Raw genomic sequence first — 14620 nt, 5'->3', positions numbered from 1 at the left:
CTGTGATCCGGTTACTCGTCAGCAATGCTTGCCGGCGGCCAGTTTTCCAGGCGCATGCCCAGAGACAGACCACGTGAGGCCAGCACGTCTTTAATCTCGGTAAGAGATTTTTTACCCAGGTTTGGCGTTTTCAGCAACTCAACCTCGGTACGCTGTACCAGATCACCGATGTAGTGGATAGCTTCTGCCTTGAGGCAGTTAGCAGAGCGGACAGTCAATTCCAGATCGTCAACAGGGCGCAGCAAGATCGGATCGAATTCCGGTTTCTCTTCTTTAACTTCCGGCTGACGCACATCACGCAGGTCAACGAAAGCTTCAAGTTGTTCAGCCAGAATGGTGGCCGCACGGCGGATCGCCTCTTCAGGATCGATCGTGCCATTGGTCTCCATTTCGATGACCAGCTTATCCAAGTCAGTACGCTGTTCTACACGCGCAGCTTCAACATTGTAGGCGATACGCTCTACAGGGCTGTAGCAGGCGTCAACCAACAGACGACCGATTGGGCGCTCATCTTCTTCCGAATGAATTCGGGCAGAAGCCGGCACATAACCGCGACCGCGCTGAACTTTGATACGCATGCTGATAGCCGCGTTCTCATCAGTCAGGTGGCAAATCACGTGCTGAGGCTTGACGATTTCGACATCACCATCATGGGTGATGTCGGCAGCGGTCACAGGGCCAATGCCAGATTTATTCAGGGTAAGAATAACTTCGTCTTTGCCTTGAACTCTCACCGCCAGCCCTTTCAGGTTGAGCAGGATCTCCAGGATATCTTCCTGTACGCCTTCTTTGGTGCTGTACTCATGCAGTACACCATCAATCTCAACCTCGGTCACCGCGCAACCCGGCATAGATGAAAGCAGAATACGGCGCAGTGCGTTGCCAAGAGTATGGCCAAAGCCACGCTCTAAAGGCTCAAGGGTCACCTTGGCGTGCGTCGAACTGACTTGCTCGATATCTACCAGGCGCGGTTTTAGAAACTCTGTCACAGAACCCTGCATTGTGTCCTCTCTTTGGTACTAAGCTTTACTTGGAGTAAAGCTCGACGATCAGGTGTTCGTTAATGTCCGCAGACAGATCGGTACGTTCAGGCATACGCTTGAACACGCCTTCCATCTTAGCAGCATCAACTTCCAGCCAAGTCGGCTTTTCACGCTGCTCAGCCAGCTCCAGAGAAGCTTTAACACGAGACTGCTTTTTAGCTTTCTCGCGGATGCTGACTACGTCATTCGGAGATACCTGATAAGAAGCGATGTTAACAACGCGACCGTTTACCATAACTGCTTTGTGGCTAACCAGCTGACGTGACTCTGCACGAGTAGCGCCGAAGCCCATACGGTAAACAACGTTGTCCAGACGACCTTCCAGCAGCTGCAACAGGTTTTCACCGGTGTTGCCCTTCAGGCGGGTTGCTTCTTTGTAATAGTTGCGGAATTGACGCTCCAGAATGCCGTACATACGACGAACTTTCTGCTTCTCACGCAACTGAACACCGTAATCAGACAGACGCGGTTTACGCGCACCGTGCTGACCAGGTGCTTGTTCAATTTTACACTTGGAATCGATCGCGCGAACGCCAGACTTAAGGAACAGGTCTGTGCCCTCACGACGGCTCAGCTTGAGCTTAGGACCCAAATATCTTGCCATTTTCTTTCTCCAACAATCCTAAAAGCTGCGTTACACGCGGCGCTTTTTCGGCGGACGACAACCGTTATGAGGGATCGGAGTCACATCAGTAATGTTAGTGATGCGGAAACCAGCCGCGTTCAGAGCGCGGATAGTAGACTCACGACCAGGACCAGGTCCTTTAACCATAACTTCCAGGTTCTTGATACCGTATTCTTTCACTGCGTCAGCACAACGTTCTGCTGCAACCTGTGCTGCGAACGGAGTGGACTTACGAGAACCACGGAAACCGGAACCACCGGCTGTTGCCCAACCCAAAGCATTACCCTGACGATCAGTGATGGTAACGATGGTGTTGTTGAAAGAAGCATGGATATGAGCCACGCCGTCAGAGACTTGCTTTCTTACACGCTTACGTGTACGAACAGGTGCCTTTGCCATTATTCAATAACCCCGATTATTTCTTGATCGGCTTGCGCGGACCCTTACGGGTACGAGCGTTGGTCTTGGTGCGCTGACCGCGTACCGGCAGACCACGACGATGACGCAAACCACGATAGCAACCAAGGTCCATAAGACGCTTGATGCTCAGGGTAATTTCACGACGCAAATCACCCTCAACGGTGTATTTGGCAACTGCATCACGAAGCTTTTCGATTTGCTCTTCAGACAGCTCACTGATCTTAACATTTTCAGCAATACCCGTAGATGCACAGATAGCCTGTGAACGGGTTTTACCGATACCGAAGATCGACGTTAAGGCGATAACGGTATGTTTATGATCAGGAATGTTAATGCCTGCTATACGGGCCACTATGCACTCCTACTATTTTATACAGCAACACCATTCTGAAAAGCCCGTTTTCAGGATACTCAAATAATGTTGCAGTGCGACATACAAAAGATTGGCTGGCTAATCTAGCCAGCTCAACCCAACTTTGCAAGAAAAATATGCGAGATAATCAGCCTTGACGCTGTTTATGCTTCGGCTCGGCGCTGCAAATCACACGAACGACACCGTTACGCTTAACGATTTTGCAGTTACGACATAATTTCTTGACGGAAGCACGAACTTTCATTTTTACTCTCCGTAACTTCTCAAACGAATCTGACTAGCGGTTATAGCCTTTCAGATTTGCTTTCTTCAATGCAGACTCGTACTGACTTGACATCATCAGAGTTTGCACTTGAGCCATAAAGTCCATGATGACGACAACCACGATCAGTAGCGAGGTACCACCAAAGTAGAATGGTACTTTCATTGCATCACGCATGAACTCCGGGATCAGGCAGATGAAAGTAATGTACATCGCGCCCACCAGGGTTAAACGCGTCATTACTTTATCGATATACTTCGCCGTTTGCTCTCCCGGACGAATTCCTGGTACGAAGGCACCGGACTTCTTCAGGTTATCTGCTGTCTCACGCGGGTTGAAAACCAACGCCGTGTAGAAGAAACAGAAGAAGATGATTGCAGACGCATAGAGTAACACATAAAGCGGTTGCCCTGGCTGCAAATACAGCGAAATCGTAGTCAGCCAGTTCCAACCGGTACCGCCCCCAAACCATGATGCAATCGTGGCCGGGAACAGAATAATGCTGGAAGCGAAAATCGCCGGGATAACACCCGCCATGTTCACTTTCAACGGTAAGTGTGTACTCTGTGCTGCATAAACACGACGACCTTGTTGACGCTTCGCATAGTTAACGACGATACGACGTTGACCACGCTCAATGAAAACAACGAAGAAGGTTACTGCAAACACCAATACTGCAACCAACAGCAGCAGGAGGAAGTGCAGGTCGCCTTGCCGCGCTTGCTCAATAGTATGGGCCACTGCCGGCGGGAGCCCCGCTACAATACCCGCGAAGATAATGATCGAGATACCGTTGCCGATACCGCGCTCAGTAATCTGCTCACCCAGCCACATCAGGAACATTGTCCCGGTTACCAGGCTCACAACCGCAGTAAAGTAGAATGCAAAGCCTGGGTTTAACACCAGGCCCTGCATACCAGGCATATTCGGCAGACCGGTAGCAATACCGATCGACTGGAATATGGCCAATACCAGCGTACCGTAGCGGGTGTACTGGCTAATCTTGCGACGGCCAGCCTCCCCTTCTTTCTTGATTTCCGCCAACGCTGGATGAACCACCGTCAGCAGCTGGATAATGATCGACGCCGAGATATACGGCATGATCCCCAGAGCAAAGATAGAAGCACGGCTGAGGGCACCACCAGAGAACATGTTAAACATTTCAATGATAGTGCCTCTCTGCTGCTCAAGCAATTTGGCAAGCACAGTGGCATCGATACCAGGAATCGGAATGAAAGAGCCGATGCGGAAGACAATCAGCGCGCCGATGACAAACAAAAGTCTGCGCTTCAGCTCGCCGAGCCCGCCTTTAGCACTTTGAAAATCTAATCCTGGTTGCTTAGCCATCTGCTACTTATTCCTCAATTTTACCGCCAGCAGCCTCGATAGCAGCACGAGCGCCTTTGGTGACACGCAGACCACGCAGGGTTACCGGACGAGCGACTTCGCCAGAAAGTACAACTTTCGCGAATTCGATCTGGACACCAACTACGTTAGCGGCTTTCAGCGCGTTCAGGTCGATAACATCGCCTTCAACCAGAGCCAGTTCAGACAGACGAACTTCTGCCGTGATCATCGCTTTGCGTGAAGTGAAGCCGAATTTCGGCAGACGACGGTACAGAGGCATCTGACCACCTTCGAAACCACGACGTACGCCACCGCCAGAACGAGACTTCTGACCTTTGTGACCACGGCCGCCGGTTTTACCCAGGCCAGAACCAATACCACGACCTACACGCTTAGGCGCATGCTTGGCACCTTCAGCCGGAGACAGAGTATTTAAACGCATCTGTTACTCCTCAACTTTAACCATGTAGGAAACCAGGTTGACCATACCGCGAACAGCAGGAGTATCCTCGCGCTCTACGGTGTGACCAATACGACGCAGACCCAGACCGAGCAGAGTAGCTTTATGCTTCGGCAGACGGCCAATTGAGCTGCGAGTTTGTGTAACTTTAATAGTCTTAGCCATGGTCAATTACCCCAGAATGTCGGCAACGGATTTACCACGCTTAGCAGCGACCATTTCAGGAGACTTCATATTCGCCAGAGCGTCGATAGTTGCACGAACCACGTTGATCGGGTTGGTGGAACCATAAGCTTTAGCCAATACGTTGTGCACCCCAGCAACTTCGAGAACGGCGCGCATTGCACCGCCCGCGATGATACCGGTACCTTCATGAGCAGGCTGCATGAACACGCGAGAACCCGTGTGAGCGCCCTTAACAGGGTGCTGCAGGGTGCCGCTGTTCAGCGCGACGTTCATCATGTTGCGACGGGCTTTTTCCATCGCTTTCTGGATCGCTGCTGGAACTTCGCGTGCTTTGCCGTAGCCAAAACCAACGCGACCGTTACCATCACCAACTACAGTCAGTGCGGTAAAGCTGAAAATACGGCCACCTTTTACGGTTTTAGATACGCGGTTTACCGCGATCAGCTTTTCCTGCAGTTCGCCAGCTTGTTTTTCGATGTGAGCCATCTTAAACCTCTTCCTTAGAACTGAAGGCCAGCTTCACGGGCAGCATCTGCCAGTGCCTGGACTCGACCATGATATTGGAAACCGGAACGGTCAAAGGATACTTTCGCAATCCCTTTTTCCAACGCGCGCTCAGCCAGAGCTTTACCTACGGCTGCTGCTGCGTCTTTGTTACCGGAATACTTCAGTTGCTCCGCGATAGCTTTTTCTAAAGTAGAAGCGGCTACCAGTACTTCAGAACCGTTTGGAGCAATCACCTGTGCGTAAATGTGACGCGGGGTACGATGTACCACCAGGCGGGTTGCACCCAGCTCTTGGAGCTTGCGGCGTGCGCGGGTCGCACGACGGATACGAGCAGATTTCTTATCCATAGTGTTACCTTACTTCTTCTTAGCCTCTTTGGTACGCACGACTTCGTCGGCGTAACGAACACCCTTGCCTTTGTAAGGCTCAGGACGACGGTAAGCGCGCAGATCTGCTGCTACCTGGCCAATTACCTGCTTATCAGCGCCTTTCAGCACGATTTCAGTTTGGCTTGGGCATTCAGCAGTGATACCTGCCGGCAGCTGGTGATCGATAGGGTGAGAGAAGCCCAGGGCCAAATTCACCACGTTGCCTTTAACGGCAGCACGATAACCAACACCTACCAGTTGAAGCTTCTTGGTGAAGCCTTCGGTAACACCAACAACCATTGCGTTCAGCAGAGCGCGCGTGGTACCCGCTTGGGCCCATGCGTTAGCAAAACCTTCGCGCGGAGCGAAAGTCAGTGCGTTAGCTTCTTGCTTCACTTCAACGGCGTCGTGGATAGTACGAGTCAACTCGCCGTTTTTACCCTTAATCGAAATAACCTGACCGTTGAGTTTTACCTCTACGCCGGCAGGAATGACGACGGGTGCTTTTGCAACACGAGACATTCTTTCCTCCCGAATTAAGCTACGTAGCAGATAATCTCGCCACCAAGACCAGCCTGGCGAGCTGCACGATCGGTCATAACACCTTTAGAGGTAGAAACAACAGCGATACCCAAACCGGCCATAACTTTTGGCAGCTCATCTTTTTTCTTGTAGATGCGCAGACCTGGACGGCTGATACGTTGAATGCTTTCTACCACAGCTTTGCCCTGGAAGTACTTCAGTACCAGTTCCAGAACAGGCTTGGCGTCGCCTTCGATTTTGAAATCTTCAATAAAACCTTCTTCCTTCAGCACGTTGGCAATTGCCACTTTCAGCTTGGAGGAAGGCATGGTGACCGCAACTTTGTTCGCGGCTTGACCGTTACGGATACGGGTCAGCATATCCGCGATCGGATCTTGCATGCTCATCTGTCTTTACTCCCGTGATTCAATTGGTAATTACCAGCTAGCCTTTTTCAAGCCTGGTACTTCACCGCGCATAGCGGCTTCACGAAGCTTAATACGGCTCAACCCGAATTTGCCCACATAACCATGTGGACGGCCAGTTTGGCGGCAGCGTTTACGCTGACGAGACGGGCTGGAATCACGCGGCAGAGTTTGCAGCTTGAGAACGGCATTCCAACGATCTTCATCGGATGCGTTCACATCAGAGATAATAGCTTTCAGTTCAGCGCGTTTTGCAAAGAACTTGTCAGCTAATTTCACGCGCTTGACTTCGCGTGCTTTCATTGATTGCTTAGCCATCAGTAACCCTGCCTTACTTGCGGAACGGGAAGTTAAAAGCAGCCAGCAGCGCGCGGCCTTCATCATCAGATTTCGCAGTAGTGGTAATGGTAATATCCAAACCACGAACGCGATCGACTTTGTCGTAGTCGATTTCTGGGAAGATGATTTGCTCACGCACGCCCATGCTGTAGTTGCCACGGCCATCGAATGACTTGGCGGACAGGCCACGGAAGTCACGGATACGTGGAACAGCAATGGAGATCAGACGCTCAAAGAACTCCCACATGCGTTCGCCACGCAGAGTTACTTTACAGCCGATCGGATAGCCCTGACGGATTTTGAAGCCTGCAACAGATTTGCGGGCTTTGGTGATCAACGGTTTTTGACCGGAGATGGCTGCCAGGTCCGCTGCGGCGTTATCCAGCAGTTTCTTGTCAGCAATCGCTTCACCAACACCCATGTTCAGGGTGATCTTCTCGACCCGAGGGACTTGCATGACAGAGTTGTAATCAAACTGAGACATCAGTTGTTTGACTACCTCGTCTTTGTAGTAATCATGCAGTTTCGCCATCGTATTACTCCAAATTACTTGATAGTTTCGCTGTTAGACTTGAAGAAACGGACTTTTTTGCCGTCTTCGAATCTAAAGCCTACACGGTCAGCCTTGCCGGTAGCCGCGTTGAAGATAGCAATGTTAGAAACCTGAATTGCAGCTTCTTTCTCAACAATGCCGCCTGGTTGGTTCAGAGCCGGAACCGGCTTCTGGTGTTTCTTAACCAGGTTGATGCCTTCAACAATGACCTTGCCAGCAGACAGGACATTTTTTACTTTACCGCGCTTACCTTTGTCTTTCCCGGTAATCACGATAACTTCGTCATCACGACGGATCTTCGCTGCCATGTTCGCTCCTTAGAGTACTTCTGGTGCCAGAGAGATAATTTTCATGAACTTCTCATTACGCAGTTCACGAGTTACCGGCCCAAAAATACGCGTACCGATTGGCTGCTCGCTGTTATTGTTCAAAATAACGCATGCATTGCCATCGAAGCGAATGACAGAACCGTCCGGGCGACGTACACCCTTCTTGGTGCGCACCACTACCGCCTTCAGAACATCGCCTTTCTTCACCTTACCGCGAGGAATTGCTTCCTTGATGGTAATTTTGATGATGTCGCCGACGCCTGCGTAGCGACGGTGCGAGCCACCTAGAACCTTGATACACATTACGCGACGTGCACCGGAGTTGTCGGCGACGTTCAGCATAGTCTGTTCTTGGATCATTTTAGTGCTCCGCTAATGTCAACTACTACTTTAAAGACCCAAGTAAAAATTAGGCCGTTGAAAAGCCCCATAACCGAGGGCGCAGCATTATAACACCGCTTACTTGGTATGGGTAGAAAAAATAAACGGCTCATTTTCTGAGCCGTTTATTAAGTGAGAGCCAGCTACTCTATTACAGAATCGCTTTCTCTACAACGCGAACCAACGTCCAGGACTTGGTCTTGGACAGTGGGCGGCATTCGCGGATTTCCACCACGTCGCCGGTACCACATTCGTTGTTCTCGTCATGTACGTGCAGCTTGGTCGTACGTTTGATGAATTTCCCGTAGATTGGGTGCTTCACAGTACGCTCGATAGCAACAACGATGGATTTCTCCATTTTATCGCTAACAACACGACCCTGCAGGGTACGGATAACTTCAGTCATTTACACACCCGCCTTTTGAGTCAGTAAAGTCTTAACGCGTGCGACGTCACGACGCACTTGTTTCAACAGGTGAGTTTGTTGCAGCTGGCCACTGGCCGCCTGCATGCGCAAGTTGAATTGCTCACGCAGCAGGTTGAGCAGCTCGGCATTCAGCTCTTCAACGCTTTTTTCACGCAGCTCTTGTGCTTTCATTACATCACCGTCTTAGTTACAAAGGTGGTTTTGATCGGCAGTTTCGCTGCTGCCAGTTTGAATGCCTCGCGGGCAACCTCTTCTGGCACGCCGTCCATTTCGTACAGGACCTTACCAGGCTGGATCAGGGCAACCCAATACTCCACGTTACCCTTACCTTTACCCATACGCACTTCCAGCGGCTTCTCGGTGATCGGTTTGTCCGGGAATACACGGATCCAGATCTTGCCTTGACGCTTAACTGCACGAGTCATTGCACGACGAGCTGCTTCGATTTGACGAGCAGTCAGACGGCCACGGCCAACAGCTTTCAGACCGAAAGTGCCGAAGCTAACATCCGTACCTTGCGCCAGACCACGGTTGCGGCCCTTGTGCACCTTACGGAATTTTGTACGCTTTGGTTGTAACATCAGCGACTCTCCTTACTTGCGGCCTTTACGCTGCTGCTTTTTAGGTTGAGCAGCCGGTTCCGGTTGTTCAACTGCAGCCATACCACCCAGGATCTCACCTTTGAAGATCCATACCTTAACGCCGATTACACCATAAGTGGTGTGCGCTTCAGATGTGTTGTAGTCGATGTCCGCACGCAGAGTGTGCAATGGAACACGACCTTCGCGGTACCATTCGGTACGTGCGATTTCAGCGCCGCCAAGACGGCCGCTTACTTCAACTTTGATACCTTTAGCGCCAAGACGCATTGCGTTCTGTACTGCACGCTTCATAGCACGACGGAACATAACGCGACGTTCCAGCTGAGAAGTGATGCTGTCAGCAACCAATTTAGCGTCGAGTTCCGGTTTACGGACTTCGGCGATGTTGATCTGTGCAGGAACGCCAGCGATGTCCGCTACGACCTTGCGCAGTTTTTCGACGTCTTCACCTTTCTTGCCGATAACGATGCCTGGGCGAGCAGTGTGAATGGTCACACGGATGCTCTTCGCAGGACGCTCGATAACGATGCGAGAAACGGAAGCTTTCGACAGTTCCTTAGTCAGGAATTGACGAACTTTAAAGTCGCTGTCCAGGTTGTCAGCGAATTCTTTGGTATTCGCATACCAAGTAGAGTTCCAAGGTTTGACAATACCCAGGCGAATACCATTAGGATGTACTTTCTGACCCATTGCTAGTCTCCAGAGTCTCAGCGATCGGACACAACCACAGTAATGTGGCTGGTGCGCTTCAGGATGCGATCTGCACGACCTTTTGCACGCGGCATAATGCGCTTCATGCTTGGGCCTTCGTCTACGAAGATTTTCGTAACTTTCAGATCATCGATGTCAGCGCCATCGTTGTGTTCTGCGTTAGCAATGGCAGACTCCAGCACTTTCTTAACCAGACCAGCAGCTTTCTTGTTGGTGTAGGTCAGAGTTTCCAGAGCTTGCGACACTTTCTTACCGCGAATCAGGTCAGCAACAAGGCGAACCTTCTGAGCAGAAGAACGAGCGTGGCGATGTTTAGCGATAGTTTCCATCTCTTCCTCCTACCTTAGCGCTTTTTAGCTTTTTTATCAGCCGCATGGCCGCGATAAGTACGAGTCGGCGCGAATTCACCCAGTTTGTGACCGACCATTTCATCGGAAACGAACACTGGTACGTGCTGACGACCATTATGGACAGCGATGGTCAAACCGATCATGTTAGGAAAGATCGTTGAACGACGGGACCAAGTGCGCAAAGGCTTCTTGTCACCGCTTTCCACCGCTTTCTCTACCTTCTTCAGCAAGTGCAGGTCAATAAAAGGACCTTTCTTGAGAGAACGTGGCATGGCTTATCCTCTAATTATTTTTTGCTACGGCGACGTACGATGAACTTATCAGTACGCTTGTTGCTACGGGTCTTCTTACCTTTGGTCTGAACGCCCCACGGAGTTACCGGGTGCTTACCAAAGTTACGACCTTCACCACCACCGTGCGGGTGATCTACCGGGTTCATCGCCGTACCGCGAACGGTAGGACGAACACCACGCCAACGTGCAGCACCTGCTTTACCCAGAACGCGAAGCATGTGTTCAGCGTTACCGACTTCACCCAGGGTGGCGCGGCAATCAGCTGGAACTTTACGCATTTCGCCGGAGCGCAGACGCAGAGTTACGTAGGAACCATCACGAGCAACGATCTGAACGTAGGCACCAGCGGAGCGAGCCATCTGGCCGCCTTTACCTGGTTTCATTTCTACGTTGTGAACCGTTGAACCAACTGGAATGTTGCGCATCGGCAGGGTGTTACCCGCTTTGATTGCAGCATCAACGCCAGATTGAATCTGGTCACCAGCTTTCAGGCCTTTCGGCGCCAGGATGTAACGGCGTTCGCCGTCTTTGTACAGAACCAGCGCGATGTTCGCGGAACGGTTCGGATCGTACTCCAGACGCTCAACCACAGCAGGGATACCGTCTTTGTTGCGCTTGAAGTCAACCAGACGATAATGTTGCTTGTGGCCACCACCGATATGACGGGTGGTGATACGGCCATTGTTGTTACGACCACCGCTTTTGCTCAGTTTTTCCAGCAGCGGGGCATAAGGTTTACCCTTGTGCAGCTCAGGGTTAACCACTTTAACAACGTGGCGACGACCCGGAGATGTAGGTTTACATTTAACAATTGCCATTGTTCTTACTCCTCCGACTTACTCTGCGCCGCCGATGAAGTCCAGATTCTGGCCTTCTTTCAGGGTGACGTAAGCTTTTTTCCAGTCGCTACGACGACCAACACGCTGACCGTGACGCTTCACTTTCCCTTTAACTACCAGGGTGTTCACGTCTTTGACTTCGACTTCAAACAGTTTCTGCACTGCAGCTTTGATTTCTGCTTTGGTCGCGTCTTTGGCAACTTTGAGAACGATGGTGTTGCTTTTTTCCATCGCAGCGGATGCTTTTTCAGATACGTGCGGTGCACGCAGCACTTTCAGCAAACGTTCTTCACGGATCATGCCAGCATCTCCTCAACTTGCTTCACAGCATCAGCAGTCATAACCACTTTGTCGAAGGCGATCAGGCTAACCGGATCGATACCTGCTACATCGCGCACGTCAACCTTGTACAGGTTGCGAGCTGCCAGGAACAGATTCTCATCCAGTTCACCGGTCACGATCAGCACGTCTTCCAGAGCCATATCTTTCAGTTTCTGTGCCAGCAGCTTAGTTTTAGGCGCTTCTACAGAGAACTTCTCGACAACGATCAGACGATCTTGACGTACCAGTTCGGACAGGATGCTTTTCAGCGCGCCGCGGTACATCTTTTTGTTTACTTTCTGACTGTGGTCCTGTGGCTTAGCAGCAAAGGTCACGCCGCCTGAACGCCAGATCGGGCTCTTTACAGAACCTGAACGCGCACGGCCGGTGCCTTTCTGACGCCATGGCTTTTTGCCGGAACCAGTTACTTCAGCACGGGTCTTCTGAGCACGAGTACCTTGACGGGCACCTGCTGCATAAGCAACAACAACCTGGTGTACCAGCGCTTCGTTGAAATCACGACCGAAGGTAGTTTCGGAAACAGTCAGCGCGCTTTGCGCGTCTTTCAATACTAATTCCATTGCTATCCCCTTACGCCTTCACAGCTGGTTTAACGATCAGGTTGCCACCGGTTGCGCCCGGTACAGCACCCTTAACCAGCAGCAGGTTGCGCTCAGCGTCAACACGTACTACGTCCAGGCTTTGAACGGTTACGCGCTCATCACCCAGGTGGCCAGCCATTTTCTTGCCTTTGAACACTTTGCCCGGAGTCTGGTTCTGACCGATAGAACCCGGAACGCGGTGAGACAAGGAGTTACCGTGGGTAGCGTCTTGGGTACGGAAGTTCCAGCGCTTAACAGTGCCAGCAAAACCTTTACCTTTAGAAGTACCGGTAACATCGACTTTTTTAACGTCAGCGAAGATTTCTACGCTAATTTCCTGACCTGCAGCGAATTCTTGACCTTCTTCCAGGCGGAATTCCCACAGACCACGGCCAGCTTCAACGCCAGCTTTAGCGAAATGGCCCGCTTCCGGCTTGGTTACACGGTTAGCTTTTTTGCTACCAGTGGTAACCTGAACGGCACGGTAACCGTCGGTGTCCAGGCTTTTAACCTGAGTCACGCGGTTCGCTTCAATTTCAATTACGGTTACTGGGATAGAAACGCCATCTTCAGTGAAGATACGGGTCATACCCACTTTTTTACCGACTAAACCAATCATTGTTTCAACCTCTCAATCGCTCAATGACCTGATTAACCCAGGCTGATCTGCACGTCTACACCGGCAGCCAGATCCAGACGCATCAGAGCATCAACGGTTTTCTCGGTTGGCTCAACGATGTCAACCAGACGCTTGTGAGTGCGAATCTCGTACTGATCGCGCGCGTCTTTGTTGACGTGCGGAGAGATCAGAACGGTAAAGCGCTCTTTGCGAGTTGGCAGCGGGATCGGACCACGGACTTGCGCACCAGTGCGCTTTGCAGTCTCGACGATTTCCGCGGTTGATTGATCGATCAGACGATGATCAAACGCTTTCAGGCGGATACGGATTCTTTGGTTCTGCATGAGACCAGAGCTCCAATTATTTATAAACGTAAATAATTACTCCTCACACCCATTTCGATTGATGGGGGAGTGTAATCGTCAACATATAACCCCCATATCGGGAGTATTGTTCGAAAGGCAAAAAAGGCCTGCCAATCGACTGATTCGCTAAAATCAGGCTTACCAAGATTAGGTAAGCCCGCGCATTATACGCAAAATGGCCCAGGAAGCAAGCCGCAGTTGGAAATATGCTCAGGAAATCGTCATTTTTGCACGTTCAGCGACGATCACGGGATGAAGGTGGCGATCAAGGTATGAATTATGCTTAGCGGGCAGCTCCCCTGCCCCGCCGTAAAAACGGTCGCCGGCAGGAGAGGCGATGACGAACGGAAGGCAGGCTTACTCTTTGCGTTCTAAAATCTGGGCCTGGGCATAGTTTTGAATACCGAGGCGAGCAATCAGATCCAGCTCGGTTTCCAGCCAGTCGATATGCTCTTCTTCATCGGCCAGAATGTCGATCATCAAATCACGGCTGACATAATCGTGAATCGAGTCGGCGTAGGCGATACCTTCGCGCAGATTCTTGGCGCCCGCCAATTCCAGCGCCAGATCGGAACGCAGCATCTCTTCAATGTCTTCGCCGATGTTCAGCTTACCGAGGTCCTGCAGATTAGGTATTCCTTCCAGGAACAGGATACGCTCGATGTAGCGATCGGCATGTTTCATTTCGTCGATCGACTCGTGGTATTCCTTATCGTTGAGGCGCATTAAGCCCCAATTCTTGAACATGCGGGCGTGCAGGAAATATTGATTGATGGCAACCAGCTCGTTGCCGAGCAGCTTGTTGAGGTGAGCAATGATCTTTTTATCGCCTTTCATAGGTAACTCCTCCTGGCCAGTTCTAAAAGTGTAGAACCTGTAAGCCAAGAGTCAAAAATAACCTTACCCTTTGTTAGGCAACTTCATGCATTGGGATGATAGTTCCGCGTTCCTCCACCATAATCTGTCTTGCCTGACGAATGCACTTTCCACAATCGGTACCAATCGGCACAAGTTCACGCAGCTGCTTCATGGTATGGGGGTTGTGCTGACGCACCGCATTACGGATCGCTTTGTCAGTCACCGCATTACACAGACATACATACATAGAGAGACTCACTTCTTAACCAATGTATTGAGTCTAAATAGGAATGGTTTTTATTTCAATTAAGATTTATACAAATTGCATAAAAAAAGGGCACCGAAGTGCCCCTTTTTGTGTCGAAAAATTATTCGCGATTAAGCGATAACTTTAGCAACAACACCAGCGCCTACAGTACGGCCGCCTTCACGGATTGCGAAACGCAGACCGTCGTCCATCGCGATTGGGTGAATCAGGGTAACTTTCATGTTC

29 protein-coding genes and 1 pseudogene are annotated in these 14620 nt (G+C 50.8%); all 30 read right to left on the bottom strand.

Going from position 1 to position 14620, the window contains the following annotated elements; all coding sequences use genetic code 11:
• Positions 1-11: 11 nt before the first annotated feature.
• A complete protein-coding gene (locus tag ACJ8OK_RS24020) occupies positions 12-1001 on the bottom strand; it encodes a DNA-directed RNA polymerase subunit alpha (RefSeq protein ID WP_002919219.1) in 990 nt (329 codons plus the stop codon).
• Between the two features lie 25 nt (positions 1002-1026).
• Positions 1027-1647, bottom strand: a complete 621-nt coding sequence (rpsD, locus tag ACJ8OK_RS24015; protein ID WP_004929729.1) for a 30S ribosomal protein S4 — start codon at positions 1645-1647, stop codon at positions 1027-1029.
• A 30-nt stretch (positions 1648-1677) separates the two neighbouring features.
• Positions 1678-2067, bottom strand: coding sequence for a 30S ribosomal protein S11 (gene rpsK / locus ACJ8OK_RS24010; RefSeq protein WP_004929731.1), 390 nt, complete (start codon positions 2065-2067; stop codon positions 1678-1680).
• Positions 2068-2083: 16 nt separating this feature from the next.
• Complete coding sequence (gene rpsM / locus ACJ8OK_RS24005; RefSeq protein WP_004929734.1) at positions 2084-2440, bottom strand: 30S ribosomal protein S13; 357 nt, start codon at positions 2438-2440, stop codon at positions 2084-2086.
• 148 nt (positions 2441-2588) lie between these two features.
• On the bottom strand, positions 2589-2705 hold the full coding sequence (rpmJ, locus tag ACJ8OK_RS24000) for a 50S ribosomal protein L36 (RefSeq protein WP_002227352.1): 117 nt from the start codon (positions 2703-2705) through the stop codon (positions 2589-2591).
• A 33-nt stretch (positions 2706-2738) separates the two neighbouring features.
• Positions 2739-4070, bottom strand: a complete 1332-nt coding sequence (gene secY, locus ACJ8OK_RS23995) for a preprotein translocase subunit SecY (RefSeq protein ID WP_004929740.1) — start codon at positions 4068-4070, stop codon at positions 2739-2741.
• Between the two features lie 7 nt (positions 4071-4077).
• Entirely contained in the window at positions 4078-4512 is a 435-nt protein-coding gene (gene rplO, locus ACJ8OK_RS23990; RefSeq protein WP_004929742.1) for a 50S ribosomal protein L15, read from the bottom strand.
• A gap of 3 nt (positions 4513-4515) precedes the next feature.
• Positions 4516-4695: a 50S ribosomal protein L30 gene (rpmD, locus tag ACJ8OK_RS23985; protein WP_048232028.1), complete on the bottom strand. Its 180-nt coding sequence runs from the start codon at positions 4693-4695 to the stop codon at positions 4516-4518.
• Between the two features lie 6 nt (positions 4696-4701).
• Entirely contained in the window at positions 4702-5202 is a 501-nt protein-coding gene (gene rpsE / locus ACJ8OK_RS23980) for a 30S ribosomal protein S5 (RefSeq protein WP_004929747.1), read from the bottom strand.
• Between the two features lie 14 nt (positions 5203-5216).
• Positions 5217-5570 carry a 50S ribosomal protein L18 gene (gene rplR / locus ACJ8OK_RS23975; protein ID WP_004929748.1) on the bottom strand — a complete coding sequence of 118 codons (354 nt, stop codon included), beginning with the start codon at positions 5568-5570 and terminating at the stop codon, positions 5217-5219.
• Positions 5571-5579: 9 nt separating this feature from the next.
• A complete protein-coding gene (rplF, locus tag ACJ8OK_RS23970) occupies positions 5580-6113 on the bottom strand; it encodes a 50S ribosomal protein L6 (protein WP_004929751.1) in 534 nt (177 codons plus the stop codon).
• A gap of 14 nt (positions 6114-6127) precedes the next feature.
• Positions 6128-6520, bottom strand: coding sequence for a 30S ribosomal protein S8 (gene rpsH / locus ACJ8OK_RS23965; protein WP_004929753.1), 393 nt, complete (start codon positions 6518-6520; stop codon positions 6128-6130).
• A gap of 30 nt (positions 6521-6550) precedes the next feature.
• Complete coding sequence (gene rpsN, locus ACJ8OK_RS23960) at positions 6551-6856, bottom strand: 30S ribosomal protein S14 (RefSeq protein WP_004929754.1); 306 nt, start codon at positions 6854-6856, stop codon at positions 6551-6553.
• A gap of 13 nt (positions 6857-6869) precedes the next feature.
• Positions 6870-7409 carry a 50S ribosomal protein L5 gene (gene rplE, locus ACJ8OK_RS23955; protein ID WP_004929756.1) on the bottom strand — a complete coding sequence of 180 codons (540 nt, stop codon included), beginning with the start codon at positions 7407-7409 and terminating at the stop codon, positions 6870-6872.
• A 14-nt stretch (positions 7410-7423) separates the two neighbouring features.
• The gene (gene rplX, locus ACJ8OK_RS23950; protein ID WP_004929758.1) at positions 7424-7738 is read right to left on the bottom strand and encodes a 50S ribosomal protein L24; all 315 of its coding nucleotides are present in this window, start codon (positions 7736-7738) and stop codon (positions 7424-7426) included.
• Between the two features lie 9 nt (positions 7739-7747).
• Positions 7748-8119: a 50S ribosomal protein L14 gene (gene rplN, locus ACJ8OK_RS23945; RefSeq protein ID WP_000613954.1), complete on the bottom strand. Its 372-nt coding sequence runs from the start codon at positions 8117-8119 to the stop codon at positions 7748-7750.
• A gap of 172 nt (positions 8120-8291) precedes the next feature.
• A complete protein-coding gene (gene rpsQ, locus ACJ8OK_RS23940) occupies positions 8292-8546 on the bottom strand; it encodes a 30S ribosomal protein S17 (RefSeq protein ID WP_004929760.1) in 255 nt (84 codons plus the stop codon).
• Positions 8547-8738, bottom strand: a complete 192-nt coding sequence (gene rpmC / locus ACJ8OK_RS23935) for a 50S ribosomal protein L29 (RefSeq protein WP_004929762.1) — start codon at positions 8736-8738, stop codon at positions 8547-8549. It lies immediately after the preceding gene.
• Positions 8738-9148 (bottom strand): 50S ribosomal protein L16, encoded by a 411-nt coding sequence (gene rplP / locus ACJ8OK_RS23930; protein ID WP_004929764.1) that lies wholly within the window; start codon positions 9146-9148, stop codon positions 8738-8740. Before rplP ends, rpmC begins: the two co-directional genes overlap by 1 nt.
• A 12-nt stretch (positions 9149-9160) precedes the next feature.
• Positions 9161-9859 (bottom strand): 30S ribosomal protein S3, encoded by a 699-nt coding sequence (gene rpsC / locus ACJ8OK_RS23925; RefSeq protein WP_004929766.1) that lies wholly within the window; start codon positions 9857-9859, stop codon positions 9161-9163.
• Between the two features lie 17 nt (positions 9860-9876).
• Entirely contained in the window at positions 9877-10209 is a 333-nt protein-coding gene (rplV, locus tag ACJ8OK_RS23920; RefSeq protein ID WP_002223844.1) for a 50S ribosomal protein L22, read from the bottom strand.
• A 14-nt stretch (positions 10210-10223) separates the two neighbouring features.
• Positions 10224-10502, bottom strand: coding sequence for a 30S ribosomal protein S19 (gene rpsS / locus ACJ8OK_RS23915; protein WP_004929772.1), 279 nt, complete (start codon positions 10500-10502; stop codon positions 10224-10226).
• A gap of 14 nt (positions 10503-10516) precedes the next feature.
• Positions 10517-11341 (bottom strand): 50S ribosomal protein L2, encoded by an 825-nt coding sequence (gene rplB, locus ACJ8OK_RS23910; RefSeq protein ID WP_004929775.1) that lies wholly within the window; start codon positions 11339-11341, stop codon positions 10517-10519.
• Positions 11342-11359: 18 nt separating this feature from the next.
• Positions 11360-11662: a 50S ribosomal protein L23 gene (gene rplW / locus ACJ8OK_RS23905; RefSeq protein ID WP_004929776.1), complete on the bottom strand. Its 303-nt coding sequence runs from the start codon at positions 11660-11662 to the stop codon at positions 11360-11362.
• Positions 11659-12264: a 50S ribosomal protein L4 gene (rplD, locus tag ACJ8OK_RS23900; RefSeq protein ID WP_004929779.1), complete on the bottom strand. Its 606-nt coding sequence runs from the start codon at positions 12262-12264 to the stop codon at positions 11659-11661. Before rplD ends, rplW begins: the two co-directional genes overlap by 4 nt.
• A 10-nt stretch (positions 12265-12274) precedes the next feature.
• Positions 12275-12904: a 50S ribosomal protein L3 gene (rplC, locus tag ACJ8OK_RS23895; RefSeq protein WP_015379265.1), complete on the bottom strand. Its 630-nt coding sequence runs from the start codon at positions 12902-12904 to the stop codon at positions 12275-12277.
• A gap of 32 nt (positions 12905-12936) precedes the next feature.
• Positions 12937-13248, bottom strand: coding sequence for a 30S ribosomal protein S10 (rpsJ, locus tag ACJ8OK_RS23890; RefSeq protein ID WP_001181005.1), 312 nt, complete (start codon positions 13246-13248; stop codon positions 12937-12939).
• Positions 13249-13626: 378 nt separating this feature from the next.
• Entirely contained in the window at positions 13627-14106 is a 480-nt protein-coding gene (gene bfr, locus ACJ8OK_RS23885; protein ID WP_004929784.1) for a bacterioferritin, read from the bottom strand.
• Positions 14107-14179: 73 nt separating this feature from the next.
• Positions 14180-14374, bottom strand: a complete 195-nt coding sequence (bfd, locus tag ACJ8OK_RS23880; RefSeq protein WP_015379266.1) for a bacterioferritin-associated ferredoxin — start codon at positions 14372-14374, stop codon at positions 14180-14182.
• 131 nt (positions 14375-14505) lie between these two features.
• Positions 14506-14620 (bottom strand): annotated as a pseudogene (locus tag ACJ8OK_RS23875) (EF-Tu/IF-2/RF-3 family GTPase); the annotation flags it as partial.

This window comes from Serratia sp. CY71090 (assembly GCF_052166845.1).
GTDB classification, from domain to species: domain Bacteria; phylum Pseudomonadota; class Gammaproteobacteria; order Enterobacterales; family Enterobacteriaceae; genus Serratia; species Serratia nematodiphila.
The sequence above is the reverse complement of the archived record's forward strand: the minus strand, read 5'-3'. Positions and strand labels throughout refer to the sequence as shown.

Coding starts and splice junctions, on each gene's coding strand:
- rplD (WP_004929779.1), bottom strand. CDS start 12,264: ATGGAATTAGTATTGAAAGACGCGCAAAGCGCGCTGACTGTTTCCGAA.
- rpsS (WP_004929772.1), bottom strand. CDS start 10,502: ATGCCACGTTCTCTCAAGAAAGGTCCTTTTATTGACCTGCACTTGCTG.
- rpsK (WP_004929731.1), bottom strand. CDS start 2,067: ATGGCAAAGGCACCTGTTCGTACACGTAAGCGTGTAAGAAAGCAAGTC.
- rplO (WP_004929742.1), bottom strand. CDS start 4,512: ATGCGTTTAAATACTCTGTCTCCGGCTGAAGGTGCCAAGCATGCGCCT.
- secY (WP_004929740.1), bottom strand. CDS start 4,070: ATGGCTAAGCAACCAGGATTAGATTTTCAAAGTGCTAAAGGCGGGCTC.
- bfr (WP_004929784.1), bottom strand. CDS start 14,106: ATGAAAGGCGATAAAAAGATCATTGCTCACCTCAACAAGCTGCTCGGC.
- bfd (WP_015379266.1), bottom strand. CDS start 14,374: ATGTATGTATGTCTGTGTAATGCGGTGACTGACAAAGCGATCCGTAAT.
- rplE (WP_004929756.1), bottom strand. CDS start 7,409: ATGGCGAAACTGCATGATTACTACAAAGACGAGGTAGTCAAACAACTG.
- rplV (WP_002223844.1), bottom strand. CDS start 10,209: ATGGAAACTATCGCTAAACATCGCCACGCTCGTTCTTCTGCTCAGAAG.
- rpsJ (WP_001181005.1), bottom strand. CDS start 13,248: ATGCAGAACCAAAGAATCCGTATCCGCCTGAAAGCGTTTGATCATCGT.
- rplP (WP_004929764.1), bottom strand. CDS start 9,148: ATGTTACAACCAAAGCGTACAAAATTCCGTAAGGTGCACAAGGGCCGC.
- rplX (WP_004929758.1), bottom strand. CDS start 7,738: ATGGCAGCGAAGATCCGTCGTGATGACGAAGTTATCGTGATTACCGGG.
- rpsD (WP_004929729.1), bottom strand. CDS start 1,647: ATGGCAAGATATTTGGGTCCTAAGCTCAAGCTGAGCCGTCGTGAGGGC.
- rpsN (WP_004929754.1), bottom strand. CDS start 6,856: ATGGCTAAGCAATCAATGAAAGCACGCGAAGTCAAGCGCGTGAAATTA.
- rpsC (WP_004929766.1), bottom strand. CDS start 9,859: ATGGGTCAGAAAGTACATCCTAATGGTATTCGCCTGGGTATTGTCAAA.
- rplR (WP_004929748.1), bottom strand. CDS start 5,570: ATGGATAAGAAATCTGCTCGTATCCGTCGTGCGACCCGCGCACGCCGC.
- rplN (WP_000613954.1), bottom strand. CDS start 8,119: ATGATCCAAGAACAGACTATGCTGAACGTCGCCGACAACTCCGGTGCA.
- rpmJ (WP_002227352.1), bottom strand. CDS start 2,705: ATGAAAGTTCGTGCTTCCGTCAAGAAATTATGTCGTAACTGCAAAATC.
- rplB (WP_004929775.1), bottom strand. CDS start 11,341: ATGGCAATTGTTAAATGTAAACCTACATCTCCGGGTCGTCGCCACGTT.
- rpsQ (WP_004929760.1), bottom strand. CDS start 8,546: ATGACTGAAGTTATCCGTACCCTGCAGGGTCGTGTTGTTAGCGATAAA.
- ACJ8OK_RS24020 (WP_002919219.1), bottom strand. CDS start 1,001: ATGCAGGGTTCTGTGACAGAGTTTCTAAAACCGCGCCTGGTAGATATC.
- rpsH (WP_004929753.1), bottom strand. CDS start 6,520: ATGAGCATGCAAGATCCGATCGCGGATATGCTGACCCGTATCCGTAAC.
- rpmC (WP_004929762.1), bottom strand. CDS start 8,738: ATGAAAGCACAAGAGCTGCGTGAAAAAAGCGTTGAAGAGCTGAATGCC.
- rpsE (WP_004929747.1), bottom strand. CDS start 5,202: ATGGCTCACATCGAAAAACAAGCTGGCGAACTGCAGGAAAAGCTGATC.
- rplF (WP_004929751.1), bottom strand. CDS start 6,113: ATGTCTCGTGTTGCAAAAGCACCCGTCGTCATTCCTGCCGGCGTAGAG.
- rplW (WP_004929776.1), bottom strand. CDS start 11,662: ATGATCCGTGAAGAACGTTTGCTGAAAGTGCTGCGTGCACCGCACGTA.
- rpmD (WP_048232028.1), bottom strand. CDS start 4,695: ATGGCTAAGACTATTAAAGTTACACAAACTCGCAGCTCAATTGGCCGT.
- rplC (WP_015379265.1), bottom strand. CDS start 12,904: ATGATTGGTTTAGTCGGTAAAAAAGTGGGTATGACCCGTATCTTCACT.